We start from the raw sequence: 14442 nt of genomic DNA on the forward strand, positions 1-14442 counted from the left end.
CCGGGACCGCACCCGGTCCCGGACGGGTCACCAAAGGAGAGGGTCGACGATGACTGACAGCCCCGCCGCCGTCGTGGAGATGCGCGGCATCGAGGTGGCGTTCCCCGGGGTGAAGGCGCTGGACGGCGTCGACCTCGTGCTCCGCCGCGGCGAGGTCCACGCGCTCATGGGCGAGAACGGCGCCGGGAAGTCGACGCTCATCAAGGCGCTGACCGGCGTCAACCGGATCGACGCGGGCGAGGTCCGCGTCGACGGTGAGGTCGTGCACCTGGGCGGGCCGGCCGACGCGCAGGCCGCCGGCATCAGCACCGTGTACCAGGAGGTCAACCTCTGCGAGAACCTGTCGGTCGCGGAGAACGTCATGCTCGGGCACGAGGTGAGCCGCTTCGGCCTCGCCGACTGGCGCTCGACCCGCAAGCAGGCCCGCCGCCACCTCTCGTCGCTCGGCCTCGACATCGACCCGGGCTCGCTGCTGGGCGACCACAGCCTCGCGATCCAGCAGCTCGTCGCCATCGCGCGGGCCATGGTCGTGGACGCGAAGGTCCTCGTCCTGGACGAGCCGACCTCGAGCCTCGACACCGACGAGGTCGCCACCCTGTTCCGCGTCGTGCGCGACCTCCGCGACCGCGGTGTCGCCATCCTCTTCGTCACGCACTTCCTCGAGCAGGTCTACGAGCTGTGCGACCGCATGACGATCCTGCGGAACGGCGAGCTCGTCGGCGAGCACCTCACCAGCGAGCTGGACCGCCGGTCCCTCGTCGCCGCCATGATCGGGGCCTCGCTCGACGAGCTCGAGGCCATGGAGCACACCGCGACCCGCCACCAGGTGACGAGCGACGAGCCCCTGCTCGAGGCCGAGGGCCTGGGTCGCAGCAACGCCATCCGCCCGTTCGACCTCGCGATCCGACCCGGCGAGGTCGTCGGCCTGGCCGGCCTGCTGGGGTCCGGGCGCACCGAGCTCGCGCGCCTGCTCACGGGCGCTGACCGCGCCGACACCGGGACCCTCAAGGTCGACGGGTCCGTCACGCGGCTCCGCACCCCCCGCGCGGCGCTGGCGCGTGACATCGCCTACTCCTCGGAGAGCCGCAAGACCGAGGGCATCGTCGGGGACCTCACGGTCCGCGACAACATCGTGCTCGCCATGCAGGCCGCACGGGGCTGGGCGCGGAAGCTGCCCGCCTCGACGGTCGACGAGATCGTCGAGCGCTACATGAAGGCGCTGGACATCCGACCCGCCAACTCGGACGCCCTCATCAAGAACCTGTCCGGCGGCAACCAGCAGAAGGTGCTGCTCGCCCGGTGGCTGGCGACCGAGCCCCGTGTGCTCGTCCTGGACGAGCCCACCCGAGGCATCGACGTCGGCGCGAAGGCCGAGATCCAGCGCCTGGTCTCGCGGCTGGCCGAGGACGGCCTCGCCGTGCTCTTCATCTCCGCGGAGCTCGAGGAGGTGCTGCGGCTGAGCCATCGCATCGCCGTGATGCGCGACCGGGAGAAGGTGGCCGAGATCGACAACGACGAGACCGTGACGCTCGACAGCGTCATCAAGCTGATCGCCGGGAGCGCGGCGTGAGCGCCCCGGCGCAGCAGGACGCGCCACGGCCCGCCGGCGACGCGTCCTCCGGCCCCGGCCTCCTCGCGCGTGCCACGCGGCACCGCCTCTTCTGGCCGCTGGTGGCCCTCGTGCTGCTGCTGCTCGCGAACACGCTGCGCGCTCCGGACTTCCTCGCCGTCGAGGTGCGCGACGGCGCGCTCTACGGCGCACCGATCAACATCCTCCGCAACGGCTCCTCGCTGCTCCTGGTCTCCCTCGGCCTCACGCTCGTCATCGCGACCCGCGGCATCGACCTCTCGGTCGGGGCGGTCATCGCGATCTCGGGTGCGGTGTCGACGGCCTGGATCGCCGGGTCGCCGGACCCCGGCTCCCCGGCCACCGTGCTGGTGGCGGTGCTGCTCGCGATCGTGCTGTGCGGCGTGCTCGGCGCGTGGAACGGCTTCCTCGTCAGCGTGCTCGGGATCCAACCCATCATCGCGACGCTGGTCCTCCTCACCGCGGGCCGCGGGGTCGCCATGCTCATCACCGGCGGCATGATCACGACGGTCACGAGCCCTCCCTTCCGGCAGATCGGCGGCGGTCACCTGCTCGGCGTCCCGGTCCCTGTCGTCATCGCGGCGGTGGTGCTCGTCGTGCTCATCGTGCTGACCCGGCGCACCGCCCTCGGCGTCCTCATCGAGTCCGTCGGCATCAACCCCTCCTCGAGCCGGCTGGCGGGTGTGCGGGCCCGCGGACTGGTGTGGACCGTCTACGTCATCAGCGCGGTGCTGGCCGGCATAGCCGGGCTCATCATCGCCTCGACGACGATGGCCGCCGACGCCAACAACGCCGGCCTGTTCATCGAGCTGGACGCCATCCTCGCCGTCGTCATCGGCGGGACGCTGCTGTCGGGCGGTCGGTTCTCGCTCATGGGCACGGTCGTCGGTGTCCTCGTCATCCAGACGCTGACCCTCAGCGTCACCGTGCTCGGCATCCCGCCGTCGGTGACGCCCCTGTTCAAGGCCGTGGTCGTCATCGTCGTCGTCCTCGCGCAGTCGCCGAAGGGACGGACGCTCCTGGCCGCGCGCCGGCGTCGACGGCCTGCCGCTGCCGCCCCCGCCACGGCCGGCGCCCCCGGCGCCACGACGCAGAAGGAGACGGTGTCGCGATGAGCGCCCAGGCACCCTCGAAGCCGGCACCGGTGCCGGACGCACCCCGCGGCGGGGCCGCGGCCCGTCGCACGCGTCGCGGTCGGCTGCCGCGCGTCGACGCCCGCTACCTGCAGCTCGCGGCCACCTTCGGCGTGCTCATCGCCATGTTCGTGCTCGGCGGGCTGCGCTACGACAACTTCGTCAGCGGCGCGATCATCTCGAACCTCTTCATCAACAACGCCTTCCTCATCGTCATCGCCGTCGGCATGACCTTCGTCATCCTCACCGGGGGCATCGACCTGTCCGTCGGCGCGGTGGCAGCACTGTCCGGTGTGCTCGCGGCACGGCTGTTCGAGGCGGGCTGGCCCTCACCCGTCGTCATCCCGCTCGTCATCCTCGTGGGGACGGTCATCGGCACGGTGTCCGGCCTGATCATCCACTACTTCGACGTGCAGCCCTTCGTCGCGACGCTGGCGGCGCTGTTCTTCGCGCGCGGGCTCGCCTTCGTGGTGAGCCTGCAGTCGATCCCGATCTCCAACGAGGTGGTGGTGGCGCTGTCGGGCACGCGGCTGCCGCTTGTCGGCGGCTTCTCGGTCACGCCGAGCGTCCTCATCGCGGCCCTCGTCGTGCTGCTCGCCTTCGTGGTGCTGCACTTCACGCGGTTCGGCCGGACCGTCTACGCCATCGGCGGCAGCGAGTCCTCGGCGTCCCTCATGGGTCTGCCGGTCGCGCGCACCAAGGTCCTCGCCTACACGATCAGCGGCACCTGCGCCGGGCTCGGGGGGTTCCTCTTCGCGGTCTTCTCGCGTTCCGGCTACTCCCTGACCGGCGTCGGCCTGGAGCTCGACGCCATCGCGGCCGTCGTCATCGGCGGCACCCTGCTGACAGGCGGCAGCGGCTTCGTGCTGGGGTCCGTGATCGGCGTCCTGGAGCTCGGTCTCATCCAGACGATCATCACCTTCGAGGGCACGCTGAGCTCCTGGTGGACCCGCATCGTCATCGGCCTGCTGCTCCTCGCCTTCGTCGTCCTGCAGCGGGTGATCACGGCCAGACGGGGCTGACCCCCGGGGCCGCGCGTCCCGGCCGGCTCGAGACCACGTCCACCCCAGCCCCGCACCGCCGTCGAGAGGGTGGTCCCCGTGAGCACGGTCCAGCCGTCCCGTCGGCGTCGCGCCGGTAGCCTCCGCAGCACAGGAGGAGCCGTGGCCGCGCAGAGACCCGACCGAGCACCGGTCATGCACGACGTGGCCCGGCTCGCGGGCGTCTCGCACCAGACGGTCTCGCGGGTGCTCAACGACCACCCGCACGTGCGCGAGGAGACCCGGCGCAGGGTCGAGGAGGCCATCGCCACCCTCGGCTACCGGCCGAACGCCGCGGCCCGCACGCTCGTGACGAGCCGCACCCGAACGCTCGGGGTGGTGGCGGCGGGCACGACGCTCTTCGGTCCCGCGAGCACGATGCTCGCGATCGAGCAGGCCGCCCGCTCGCACGGCTACTCCGTCACCGTGGCCTCGCTGCCCGACCTGTCGACGGAGGCCGTCTCGGAGGCCTTCGGCTACCTCGAGAGCCTGCGGGTGGCCGGCGTCGTCGTCATCGCCCCGCAGCGCACGGCCGCCGACGCGATGCTCGAGCTCCCGGCCGACCTGCCGGTCGTCGCGGTCGACGGCGGCCTCGACGCGGACCTGCCGATCGTGTGCGTCGACCAGGCCGAGGGCGCCCGGCTCATGACCGAGCACCTCCTCGCCCTCGGCCACCGCACGGTGCACCACGTGGCGGGTCCGGCGGACTGGCTCGAGGCCGAGGAGCGCGTCGTCGGCTGGCGGCAGATGCTCGAGGCCGCCGGCCGCCCGGTGCCCGAGGTGGTGCGGGGGGACTGGTCGGCCCGCAGCGGCTACGAGCGCGGCCGCGCGCTCGCCGCCGACCCGGACGTGACCGCCGTGTTCACCGCCAACGACCAGGTGGCCCTCGGGGTGCTGCGCGCGCTGGAGGAGGCCGGGCGGCGCGTGCCCGGCGACGTGAGCGTCGGCGGCTTCGACGACGTGCCGGAGGCCGAGTTCTACGGGCCCGGCCTCACGAGCGTGCGGCAGGGCTTCGGCGACGTGGGGGAGCGCAGCATCGCGACGCTGCTGTCCCTGCTCGAGGGGCGTGCGGTCGAGCTCGGGCGCGTGCCGTCGCGGACCGTGGCGCCGCGGCTCGTGCGTCGCCGGAGCACGGCTCCTCCCCCGCCCCGGTAGGCGGGCACGCGGCCCCTGCGGTGGCGGCCCGCGTCCGCGCGGGCGACAGTCGGGGCATGTCGGACAGCAGCAGCCAGCCGGACGACCTCGACGAGGTCCGTCGCGACTTCGAGGACGCCGTCAACATGACCCCCAAGGAGCTGCGCGAGTGGCTCGACACCGACGAGTCGAAGGAGGTCGGGGACTCCTCCGGCGGCGGCGAGTCGACGGGCCACGCGAGCGGGCGCCGCATCGTCGAGATCAAGGAGACGAAGAAGGCGGACCTCACCGACGACGACGTCGCCCACATGAGGAAGGTCGTCGGCTACGTCGCGCGTCACAGCAAGCAGCGTCCGGAGGGCGACGTCGAGGACACGCGGTGGCGCTACAGCCTCATGAACTGGGGCCACGACCCGCTCAAGAAGTAGCGCCGGCACGCGGCCGCGCTGTCGGTGGCTGACCCTACCGTGCGGTCATGACTCCGACGGCCTCCGAGCACCAGGTGAGCGCGCGCGTCCAGGTGTCCTTCGACGCCGCCGACCCGCCGTCGCTCGCCCGGTTCTGGGCGCTGGCGCTCGGCTACGTCGAGCAGCCCCCGCCGCCCGGGTACGACACGTGGGACGCGTGGGCCGACGAGCAGGGCGTGCCCGCCGAGGAGCGCGACGGCTTCGCCGCGCTCGTCGACCCGGCGGGTCGTGGCCCGCGGCTGCTGTTCCAGCGGGTCCCCGAGGCGAAGAGCGCCAAGAACCGGGTGCACCTCGACGTGACCGTCAGCGGTCCCGACCACGACCGCGCCCTCGTCGACGCGCGCGTGCGCGAGCTCGAGGCCGCCGGTGGCCGCGTCCTCGCCGACCGCAGCGAGCGCGGCGAACGCTGGGTCGTCATGGCCGACCCCGAGGGCAACGAGCTCTGCGTGCAGTGAGGCGGCCGGCGGGCCGTCCTCAGCGGGGCAGCGCGCTGTGCGAGCGCTTGACCTCGTACATGAGGCGGTCCGCGCGGCGCACGAGGGACGCGGCGTCGTCACCGGCCCCCGACAGGGCGACCCCGGTGCTGACGGCGAGGCCGAGGTCCCGGCCGTCGACGAGGAGCGACGTCCGGAGCGCGCGCTCGAGGCGCCCCACAACCGCGGTCGCGTCCTCCGCGGTGGTGACCCCCGGGCAGCAGGCGACGAACTCGTCGCCGCCGAGCCGGCACACCACGTCGTCCGGGCGCAGGGTCGCGCGCAGCGTGTCCGCCACCTGCTGCAGCACGCGGTCGCCGGTCTCGTGCCCGTAGCCGTCGTTGACGGCCTTGAAGCGGTCGAGGTCGAGGAAGAGCACCGCCACGCCCGGCACGCGCGGGTCCGCGAGCAGGCGGTCGACCTCCTCGGTGAGGTGGACCCGGTTCGACAGGCCGGTGAGCGGGTCGTGCAGCGCCAGCCGCGACAGCCGCTCCCGGGCGGCGCGCTGCTCGTGGACGTCGACGACCTGGGCCACCACCGACGTTCCGCCGTCGGAGTCCGGGAGCAGCGACAGGTGCACCTGCGTCCACAGCAGGCCCTGGCCCGGGACCCGGTGCCGCACCTCGACCTCTGCCGTCTCCAGACCGTCGTCGGCGAGCCGGTCCAGCACGGCCCGCAGCCGCAGCGAGTCGTCCGGGTGCAGGAGCTCGCGCCAGCGCACGGCCGAGGGGTCGCGGCGGAGCAGGCGCACGAGCGCCGGGTTGGGCCGCGTGAGCGACCACCCGCCGTCGGGTCCGCGGACCACGACGGCCTTGCCGATGACCGCGGCGTCGGTCGCCTGGCGCAGCTGCTCCAGGGACCGCGCCAGCTCCGCGGTGAGGGCGAGCGTGGTGGCGCGTCCGGTCGCGAGCGAGAGCCCGACCACGGTCACGACCACGACGAGGGACTGCACGAGCACCGCGCGCACCTGCACGTCGGCGACCGCGCCGAGGACGCCGTAGCCCGCGACCGCGGACGCGACGGCGAGAGAGGACCAGAGCAGGCCGAGCACCGCGGTCGTCGCGACGCCGACCCGGCTGCCCGCCCACACCGACACCGCCACCGCGAGGAAGAGCAGCGGCAGGTCGACGGGCAGGACGAAGAGCAGCACGTACAGGCCGACGCCGACCGCCCCGATGCCGGCCGCCTCCGCCGCGGGGCGGGTACCGGGCCAGCGCGGCCGGCCCCGGGCGAGCAGCGCGCACGCGACGGCCGTGACGGCGAGCATCGTGCCGCCGTTGCGCACGACGAACAGCAGCAGCCCCTCGCCGAGGGGCTCGTCGAGCAGGGACGTGGCCGTCACCGCGGACGCGGTGCCGCTCACCAGGCCGGTGAGGGCGGAGGCGAGCAGGAGGCCGGTGAGGTCCCGCGGTGACCGCAGGGCCCGGTCGGGCACGAAGCGCACGACGAGGTGGTGACCCAGCGCGGCGTGGCCGCCGTTGACGAGGGCGAACACGGCGGCGGCGAGCAGCGGCAGGCCGGTGGCGGCGTTGACCGCGAACGAGGCGAGCACGAGGCCGGCGAGGGCGGCGCGTCGGGCGGCGGCGCGCCGCAGGAGCAGCAGCAGCGACACCCCGACCCCGGCGGCGGGCCAGGCGAGCGCGACCTGGGAGTCCTCGGGCCGCGCCGCGCGGCCGAGGTACGTGGCGGCCGCGTACGCCAGGGCCACGGCGAGGGCGACACCCAGGCAGCGCGCGAGGCGCGCGGGTGGGGCCACGGGGCGCCTCCTCGGTTCGGTCGGGTCGAGAGGGGCCGCTCGGCCCCTTCCGGCATATCGGTACGCCGGGGACCGGACCTGAGCCGGCAGCCGGCCGTCGCACCCGCGGCGTCGACCCGCGCACCGGAGACGGTGGTGGGCGGTGCCGGCCCGTCGGGACGGGCTACCGTCGTCCCGTGCTCCTCTCCGACACCGACGTCGCCGCCGCGGTGGCGGCGGGCGAGATCGTGCTCGAGCCGTTCGAGGCGACGATGGTCCAGCCGAGCAGCGTCGACGTCCGCGTCGACAAGTGGTTCCGGCTGTTCGACAACCACCGCTACGGCCTCATCGACCCGGCCGTCGAGCAGCCCGACCTCACGCGGCTCGTCGAGGTCCCGGCCGGGGAGTCGTTCGTGCTGCACCCGGGCGAGTTCGTGCTGGGCTCGACCTACGAGCAGGTGACGCTCGGGCCCGGGCTCGCCGCTCGGCTCGAGGGCAAGTCGAGCCTCGGCCGCCTCGGGCTCCTCACGCACTCCACGGCCGGGTTCATCGACCCCGGCTTCTCCGGGCACGTCACCCTCGAGCTGTCCAACATGGCGACGCTGCCGATCGCGCTGTGGCCGGGCATGAAGATCGGCCAGCTGTGCTTCTTCCGGCTGTCGAGCCCCGCGGCGCACCCGTACGGCTCCGGCGACGGGCGGCACAACCGATACCAGGGCCAGCGGGGGCCCACGGCCAGCCGGTCGTGGCAGAACTTCCACCGCAGCGAGGTCTGAGCGCGGTGCCCGGGCTGCGCCGCCGCGCCGTCGCCGACCCCTACGAGCCGCTCCGGCGACGGCACCTGCTGCTCGTGCCGACGGTCGTGGGCGTCGACCAGGTCGACGCCCTCGTGCGCTGCTGGTACCCCCTCTCGGACCTCGTCGGGACCGGGACGGCGGACCTCGACGGCCGCGCCGCGCTGCACGGCCCGCACGAGCTCAGCACCGAGGCCGCGGTCTCCGCCGACGTGCCGACCCCCTGGTCGGTCGCCTACGACCTCGAGGTCGAGCGCGGCGCCCGGGAGCCGTCGCCGCCCGCGCGCCGTCCGGACGGGCTGCACCGGGCCTTCCCGGACGGGCTGCCCACGGGGGCGGAGCTCGCGGGGCTCGAGCTGCTGCTCGCGCTCGCCCGCCGCCTCGACGGCGCCGTGCGGCCGACGGGCCAGCACGAGGCGCTCGTGCCGGACCACGCGACGGCCCTGGAGACCCGGGTCGTCTCGCCCACGTGGGTGCGCCCGGCCGACGTCGCGGCCGTGTGCGCGCAGGAGGGCGAGGGGGTCACGGTCGCGGTCGGCGGGGACGCCTCGCCCGCGGCGCTGGAGCAGCCGGACGGCACGCCCTTCGTCGTGCACCTGCCGGTCGGCCCGGCCGGGGCCGTCGTCGTGGAGGGGCAGGTCGCGCTGCGTCCCGAGCCCGCCGTCGCCGGCGAGTCGTTCGGCGCGGGACCCATGGCGGTCTACGACGTGCGCTGGGTGGCGCCCGAGGAGGAGTGGCACCTCGCCGAGCACCTGGAGGGCGTCGCCCTCGCGTGCCGCGAGCGGGTGCGCGGACCGATCGCGGCGGTCACCCGCACCCTCGCGGAGCTGGGCGGCGGCGTGGTGGTCGACGCCGACGGGTTCCTCGTCGACCGCTACCAGGTCTGAGGTCGTCGGCGCGGGTTCTGCCGGAGGCCTCCCCCCCGGAGGCGTGACGGCCCCATACTCCGGTCATGTCGTCGGAGCCCGCCGTGGGTCCGGGCGTCGCCTCCCAGGCCATCGTCGACGCCACGGGCACCCCGGTGGGCGTCGAGCTGCTGTACCGCGAGCCGCCCTCCGACGTGGCGCCGGTGCTCACCTCCGAGGCCGACCACGAGCAGGCGACCGGCACCGTCGTCGACCTGCTGCACCGGGAGATGGACGTCGACGACCCGGGGCTGCTGTTCCTCAACACCCCGCGCGCCTACCTCGTCGGCGCCCACGCGCTGCCCGCCGCCAACGGGCGCATCGTCGTGGAGGTGCTCGAGGGCGTCACCGCGGACGACGAGGTGGTCGCGGGCGTGCGCGACCTCCTCGCGCGCGGGTACCGCATCGCCCTCGACGACTGGGCGGGTCCGGGGGACCGGGACGCGCTGCTGCCGCTCGCGGACTACGTCAAGGTCGACCTAGAGGCGGTGACGCGGGCCGGCCTCGCCGCCGTCGTCGCGCAGGCGCGGGAGGTCTGCCCGGACGTCGTCGTGGTCGTCGAGCGGATCGAGACCCTCGACGACCTGCAGGAGGCCCTCGCCGCGGGTGCGGACCTCTTCCAGGGCTACCTGCTCGCCGCGCCCGACCTCGTCTGACGCCTTCGGCCGGGGTCCCGCCGGGCCGTCCGGGCGCCGTCGCAGGGCCGAGCGGGTGGCCGTGCTGCCGCGGCTGCGCCGAGCGGGTGGCTCGCCCCTGTCGGGGATGGGCGGAGCCGTGCAAGCCTCACGTACAGGCTTCAACCAACCACCGAGAGTGAGGACCCACGGATGGGTCGATTCCATGGCCGGCTCGTCGCCGCGACCCTGACGACGTGCGTCGTCGCGGGCGCGGTGACGGGCGCGGTGACCACGCCCGCGACGGCGGCGACGACACCGCCTCCGCCTCCTGGGACGGAGTGGGGCGACGCCAAGGCCGACAGGTCGTCGATCGACCAGTGGACCGGCGACAACGACGCGAAGAAGGACCCCGGCAGCCTCTACACGATCACCGACGCCATCGGCGCGCGGAAGGTGTGGGACCGGACCGACGCCTCGGGGCACGCCGTCACGGGCAGGGGCGTGACCGTCGCCGTCGTGGACTCGGGGGTGTCCGCCGTCCGCGGTCTCGACGCCCCCGGCAAGGTCGTGCAGGGGCCCGACCTGTCGTTCGAGGCGAACGCCGAGCCCGCGGTGACCGACGCGGACACGTACGGCCACGGCACCCACATGGCGGGGATCATTGCGGCGAGGGACGGCGTGAAGGTCGACCCGAGGACGGGCGAGCCGAAGCCCGACAAGCCCTACCAGCAGCTCGGCGTCGCCCCCGACGCGCAGCTCCTCGCGCTCAAGCTCGCGAGCACCGACGGCAGCACCGACGTCAGCCAGGTCATCGCGGCCCTGGACTGGGTCGTGCAGCACCAGGACGACGCCGGCATGGACGTGCGGGTGGTCAACCTGTCCTTCGGGACGACCGCGCTGCAGGCCGCGGACGTCGACCCCCTGGCGGCGGCCGCGCAGAACGCCTGGCGCGCGGGTCTGGTCGTCGTGGTGTCGGCGGGCAACGACGGGGAGCGCGACGGGCGGCTCACGAACCCGGCCATCGACCCCTACGTCATCGCCGTCGGGTCCAGCGACCCCAACGGCAAGGTGGACGGCTGGCAGAAGAAGCCGCGCGTCGCCGACTTCTCCTCGCGCGGCAGCGCCGAGCGCCCCGTCGACCTGCTCGCACCCGGCCGCTCGGTCGCGTCGCTGCGGGACCCCGGCTCCTTCGTCGACACCGAGCACCCCGAGGGCCGGGTCTCCGGCGACGACACCGGCCGGCTGTTCCGCGGCAGCGGCACCTCGCAGGCGGCGGCCGTGGTGAGCGGTGCGGCCGCGCTGCTGCTGCAGGCGCACCCGGACCTGACCCCCGACGAGGTCAAGGCCGTGCTGCTGGCCACGGCCTCCGAGGTCAAGCACGCCGACCGCCGGGCGGCCGGTGCCGGGCAGGTCGACGTCGAGGCCGCCCTCGAGCTGCTCGACGAGGCGGGCCGGGGCAGGCCCGAGGCGGTGGCCGTCCTGCGCGCGGCGCCCCAGACCCACGCGCAGGCGACGGCGACGGGCTCCCTGCAGCTCGCGCGGGGCGGGTCGGTGCTCGTGCACCAGGCCTCGGGCATCGCCCTCGAGGGCGAGATGGACGTGAACGGGCAGCCGTGGGACGGGCCGTCCTGGTTCGCGCAGGCACAGGCGGGCACGACCTGGAAGCAGGGCACGTGGACCGACGACGGGTGGTCCCGTGCACGCTGGCTGGGTGACGGCTGGGCCCGGGCGCGGTGGCTCGACGACGGCTGGTCCCGCGCGCGCTGGCTCGACGACGGCTGGTCCCGCGCGCGCTGGCTGGACGGCGGGTGGTCACGGGCCCGCTGGCTCGGTGGCACGTGGACAGGGGGCGGCTGGTCCTGAACCCGGCCGTCCTCACCCGCTCGCAGCAGACAGGCGACCCCCGGAGACGTCGATACGTCATCGGGGGTCGCTTCGTCCCCCCGGAGCCACGAGGAGCCGCATGCACCCGCTGGCACGCGCACTGGCGCGGGTCGTCGTCGCCGCACGCACCCCGGCGGCGGCCACGGCCGCGCTGTCGGCAGGGCTCCTCTGCCTCGGGTGCTGGCTGCTGGTCGTCCTGCCCGTCGGCGACAGCACGCTCCTGCCCGGACCTGCCGGCGCCGCGCTGCCGGTGGCGCTGCTGGCGATGCTCGCCGTCCTGCTGCTCAGCGAGCTCGGGCAGGCGGCTGTCGAGCTCCGTCAGCAGTCCTACGGCTTCTCCCTCACCGGCTCCGCCCTGCTCGTCGGGATGCTGTTCCTGCCCCCGCACTGGGTCGTCGCCCTGCGGGTCGCGTCGGCCGTCGTCGCCTTCGCCCTCCAGCGCAGCTCGGCCCTCAAGGCCTCGTACAACGCCGCGGCCTACCTGCTCGACGCGGTGCTCGTCGCCGTCCTGCTGCACGGCCTCCTGGAGCCGGCCCGGTCGCTGACGGTCCGCGCCGCGACCGTCACCTACCTGTCGCTGGCCGTCGTCGACGTCCTCATGACGGCCCTCGTCCTCCTCGTCATCCGCATCAACGTCGGGCCGCTGGAGTGGTCCGACCTCACCGAGGCCTTCGTCCCCGGGGCCGTCGCCGTGGCCGTCGCGAGCGCCCTCGGCCTCGTCTGCGTCGTCCTGCTCCTGGCCGGCCCCGTCGGGTGGGTGCTGCTGGTGCTGCTGGCGGCCGGGAGCGCGGCCGCGTACCGCCTGTACCTCACGCTGCGGCGTCGCCACGCGGACCTGCAGCTCGTGCAGGGCTTCATCGACGCGAGCGTCGGTGGGGGCGAGGCGCTGGCCGGTGACCTGCTCGAGCGGGTCCGCTCGCTGCTGCGCGCGGGGACCGCCCAGCTCGTGTGGCGCGGCGGCGCGGGGGAGGTGCGGCTGCACGCCGAGGACGGCACCGCGGTCGGGGCCGCGACCGGCACCGGCACCCGTCCGGTCGTGGTCCCCCCGGAGCGCACGGACGGTCTCGTCCACGCCGGCCTCCCGGACGGGCCGCAGGCACGCTGGCTGACCGAGGCCGGTCACCGCGACGCCCTCGTCGTCGACCTCGGCGCCATGGGTGGCGACGGGGTCCTCGTCCTCGCCGACCGGCTCGGCGGGGAGGTGAGCCGGTTCGGGCAGGAGGACCTGAGCCTCGCGCGGGCCCTGGCTGGCCACCTGGTCGTGGCGCTGCAGAACACCGAGCTCGTCGACCGGCTGCGGTGGGACGCGACCCACGACGCGCTCACGGGCCTGCCCAACCGGCGCTCGCTCGCGGGTGCGCTCGAGCTGCAGCTCGGTGGGCCGCCCGGGGCGGTCCGGCGGCCCGTCGTGCTCACGGTCGGTGTCGACCGGTTCGACGAGGTGCACGACGTGCTCGGCCAGCAGACCGCCGACGCCGTGGTGGTGGAGCTGGCCCGGCGGGTCCGCGCCCTGCCCCTGCCGGGGGCGAGCGTCGCGCGCTCGGGCCCGAGCGAGCTCGCCGTCCTGCTGCAGGCGCCGTCGCAGCCGCCCGTCGAGCTCGCCGAGGTCCTCGCGCAGGTCAGCCACGACCCGGTCCCGGTAGGTGAGGTCCTGCTCAGCGTCGGTGTGAGCGTCGGGGCGGTGGAGGTCGCGGACGACGGCGCCGGCGCGGAGGAGGTGCTGCGGCGCGCGGACACCGCGCTGTTCGCCGCCCGTGCGACCGGCAGCCGGTTCGTGCTCCACTCCCGCTCGCTGGACAGCGGGCGGGTCGAGCGCCTCGCGCTGCTGGGCGACCTGCACCGCGCCCTGGACGAGGGGGCGCTGACGGTGCACTACCAGCCGAAGCTCCACCTCGGGACCGGGACGGTGACGGGGGTCGAGGCGCTGGTGCGGTGGGAGCACCCGGTGCTGGGCGCCGTCGGGCCGGCCGTCTTCGTCCCGCTGGCGGAGTCCGCGGGACTGGTCGACCGACTCACCGACCACGTCCTCGCGACCGCGGTCGCCCAGGCACGGCGCTGGGCGGACGACGGCCTGCCGCTGAGCGTCGCGGTCAACCTGTCCGCGCGGTGCCTCGACGACGACACGCTCCCGCAGCGGGTCGCCGGGGCGCTGGCCGGTGCGGGGCTCGACCCGGCACGGCTCGTGCTGGAGGTGACCGAGACGAGCCTCATGGGCGACCCGGCGCGGACGCTGCCCGTGCTCCGCGCCGTCGCGGCCCTCGGCGTGCAGCTGTCCCTCGACGACTTCGGCACCGGCTACTCCAGCCTCGCCTACCTCCAGCGCCTCCCGGTCCACGAGCTCAAGGTCGACCGGAGCTTCGTGCAGGCGCTCGAGCAGGAGGAGGCCGGGACCGCGACCGCCCTCGTCCGGACCGTCCTCGGCCTCGCGACGAGCCTGGGCCTGCGCGTCGTCGCGGAGGGGGTCGAGTCCGCGCGCGCCCTCGCCGCCCTGCGGGACCTCGGCTGCCACCTCGTGCAGGGCTACCTCGTCTCCCGACCGGTCCCTCCGGACGCGGTGCCGGACGTGGTGCGCGCGGTCGCGGCCGACCCCGCGTTCGCGGGCGGTCAGAGGGGCGGTGCTCTGCCGGCGCCGCGGGCGCCGTCCGCGGGCGCCGTGGTGGCGGCCGGGTAGG

General features: G+C 74.9%; 12 protein-coding genes. 11 read left to right on the forward strand and 1 reads right to left on the reverse strand.

The genetic code is table 11. The annotated features are described in order from the left end of the window. Positions 1-49: 49 nt before the first annotated feature. From WAA21_RS05160 to WAA21_RS05185, 6 genes are all read left to right on the forward strand, one after another. Complete coding sequence (locus tag WAA21_RS05160; protein ID WP_336921698.1) at positions 50-1570, forward strand: sugar ABC transporter ATP-binding protein; 1521 nt, start codon at positions 50-52, stop codon at positions 1568-1570. Between the two features lie 98 nt (positions 1571-1668). Next, on the forward strand, positions 1669-2703 hold the full coding sequence (locus WAA21_RS05165; RefSeq protein ID WP_442893232.1) for an ABC transporter permease: 1035 nt from the start codon (positions 1669-1671) through the stop codon (positions 2701-2703). After that, positions 2700-3743, forward strand: coding sequence for a galactofuranose ABC transporter, permease protein YjfF (gene yjfF / locus WAA21_RS05170; protein WP_336921700.1), 1044 nt, complete (start codon positions 2700-2702; stop codon positions 3741-3743). Before WAA21_RS05165 ends, yjfF begins: the two co-directional genes overlap by 4 nt. Positions 3744-3884: 141 nt before the next feature. Next, positions 3885-4916, forward strand: a complete 1032-nt coding sequence (locus tag WAA21_RS05175; protein WP_336921701.1) for a LacI family DNA-binding transcriptional regulator — start codon at positions 3885-3887, stop codon at positions 4914-4916. A gap of 56 nt (positions 4917-4972) precedes the next feature. After that, entirely contained in the window at positions 4973-5323 is a 351-nt protein-coding gene (locus WAA21_RS05180; protein WP_336921702.1) for a DUF3140 domain-containing protein, read from the forward strand. 47 nt (positions 5324-5370) lie between these two features. After that, the gene (locus WAA21_RS05185) at positions 5371-5817 is read left to right on the forward strand and encodes a VOC family protein (RefSeq protein ID WP_336921703.1); all 447 of its coding nucleotides are present in this window, start codon (positions 5371-5373) and stop codon (positions 5815-5817) included. Positions 5818-5836: 19 nt separating this feature from the next. Here the strand turns inward: WAA21_RS05185 and WAA21_RS05190 are convergent, their stop codons facing one another. Further along, positions 5837-7591, reverse strand: a complete 1755-nt coding sequence (locus WAA21_RS05190; protein ID WP_336921704.1) for a diguanylate cyclase domain-containing protein — start codon at positions 7589-7591, stop codon at positions 5837-5839. A gap of 176 nt (positions 7592-7767) precedes the next feature. Here WAA21_RS05190 and dcd point away from each other — a divergent pair, with 176 nt between their 5' ends. The 5 genes from dcd (at position 7768) to WAA21_RS05215 (ending at position 14441) form a co-directional block, all read left to right on the forward strand. Beyond that, positions 7768-8346, forward strand: a complete 579-nt coding sequence (gene dcd, locus WAA21_RS05195) for a dCTP deaminase (protein ID WP_336921705.1) — start codon at positions 7768-7770, stop codon at positions 8344-8346. 5 nt (positions 8347-8351) lie between these two features. Beyond that, positions 8352-9251: a hypothetical protein gene (locus WAA21_RS05200; RefSeq protein ID WP_336921706.1), complete on the forward strand. Its 900-nt coding sequence runs from the start codon at positions 8352-8354 to the stop codon at positions 9249-9251. A gap of 65 nt (positions 9252-9316) precedes the next feature. Then, on the forward strand, positions 9317-9925 hold the full coding sequence (locus WAA21_RS05205) for an EAL domain-containing protein (RefSeq protein ID WP_336921707.1): 609 nt from the start codon (positions 9317-9319) through the stop codon (positions 9923-9925). 171 nt (positions 9926-10096) lie between these two features. Next, the gene (locus WAA21_RS05210) at positions 10097-11749 is read left to right on the forward strand and encodes a S8 family serine peptidase (protein WP_336921708.1); all 1653 of its coding nucleotides are present in this window, start codon (positions 10097-10099) and stop codon (positions 11747-11749) included. Positions 11750-11849: 100 nt separating this feature from the next. After that, positions 11850-14441 (forward strand): putative bifunctional diguanylate cyclase/phosphodiesterase, encoded by a 2592-nt coding sequence (locus WAA21_RS05215; protein WP_336921709.1) that lies wholly within the window; start codon positions 11850-11852, stop codon positions 14439-14441. Position 14442 lies beyond the last annotated feature (1 nt).

This window comes from Aquipuribacter sp. SD81 (assembly GCF_037153975.1).
Lineage (GTDB): Bacteria > Actinomycetota > Actinomycetes > Actinomycetales > JBBAYJ01 > Aquipuribacter.

Excerpts from the sequence above, each read along its gene's own strand:
- WAA21_RS05160 (WP_336921698.1), top strand. The coding sequence starts at position 50 with ATGACTGACAGCCCCGCCGCCGTCGTGGAGATGCGCGGCATCGAGGTG.
- yjfF (WP_336921700.1), top strand. The coding sequence starts at position 2,700 with ATGAGCGCCCAGGCACCCTCGAAGCCGGCACCGGTGCCGGACGCACCC.
- WAA21_RS05180 (WP_336921702.1), top strand. The coding sequence starts at position 4,973 with ATGTCGGACAGCAGCAGCCAGCCGGACGACCTCGACGAGGTCCGTCGC.
- WAA21_RS05185 (WP_336921703.1), top strand. The coding sequence starts at position 5,371 with ATGACTCCGACGGCCTCCGAGCACCAGGTGAGCGCGCGCGTCCAGGTG.
- WAA21_RS05205 (WP_336921707.1), top strand. The coding sequence starts at position 9,317 with ATGTCGTCGGAGCCCGCCGTGGGTCCGGGCGTCGCCTCCCAGGCCATC.
- WAA21_RS05210 (WP_336921708.1), top strand. The coding sequence starts at position 10,097 with ATGGGTCGATTCCATGGCCGGCTCGTCGCCGCGACCCTGACGACGTGC.
- WAA21_RS05215 (WP_336921709.1), top strand. The coding sequence starts at position 11,850 with ATGCACCCGCTGGCACGCGCACTGGCGCGGGTCGTCGTCGCCGCACGC.